Origin of the sequence: Azohydromonas sediminis, from assembly GCF_003574675.1 — a bacterium.
GTDB classification, from domain to species: domain Bacteria; phylum Pseudomonadota; class Gammaproteobacteria; order Burkholderiales; family Burkholderiaceae_C; genus Calidifontimicrobium; species Calidifontimicrobium sediminis.
This window is the reverse complement of record NZ_QOAZ01000099.1, coordinates 1-803: the sequence shown is the minus strand read 5'-3', so window position 1 is coordinate 803 and position 803 is coordinate 1. Positions and strand designations below refer to the sequence as shown.

At 71.2% G+C, this 803-nt stretch carries 1 protein-coding gene; it reads left to right on the top strand.

Annotation, left to right across the window (positions count from 1 at the left end; translation table 11 throughout):
- A partial coding sequence (locus tag DRV96_RS17795) for a transposase (RefSeq protein WP_210757108.1) occupies window positions 1-771 on the top strand: 771 nt, incomplete at its 5' end.
- Window positions 772-803 lie beyond the last annotated feature (32 nt).

The window sequence follows — 803 nt, the reverse complement described above, 5'->3', positions numbered from 1 at the left end:
GCCGATCCGGCGCAGCCCAGCAGGCGCAAGGCGGCAGCGCAGGAGCGCGCCAGACGCGAGATGGCGCAGCGGCTGCAACGCGCGCTGGATCGGCTGCCCGAGCTCGAGCAGATCAAGCGGCGCAACGGCGGCCAGGCCGAGGATGCGCGGGCGAGCACCACCGACGCTGACGCCACGGTGATGAAGATGGCCGACGGCGGGTTCCGCCCGGCGGTCAACGCGCAGCTGGCCAGCGACTGCGACAGCCAGGTCATCGTCGGTGTGGAGGTGAGCACCTCGGGCAGCGACATGGCGCAGCTCGCGCCGATGGTCGAACAGGTCGAAAAGCGCCTGGGCCGCACGCCCGAGCAGTGGCTGGTCGACGGCGGCTTCCCGGCGCACGAGCAGCTCGAGGCGGTGGCCCACAAGACCGAGGTCTACGCGCCGGTGCCCCAGGCGCGTGCGAAGAAGGACGAGCATGGCCACGAGGTCGAGCCCGACAAGCACGCGCCCAAGCCCGACGACGGTGAGGCGGTGGCCAAGTGGCGCCAGCGCATGGCCACGCCCGAGGCGAGGCAGCTGTACAAGCTGCGCGCGGCCACGGCCGAGTGCGTCAACGCGCAAGCCAGGAACCGCGGCCTGCAGCGCATGCCCGTCAGGGGCCTGGGCAAGATGCGGTGCGTAGTGCTGCTGTTCGCGCTGGCGCACAACCTGATGCGCACGCTGGCGCTGGCGCCACAGTTGCTGGGTCTGGGCCCAACTGCGTCTGCCGCAGCCGCAAGGACTGTATGAACCGCGAAAACCCCGGCAAAACCCTGCCTCGC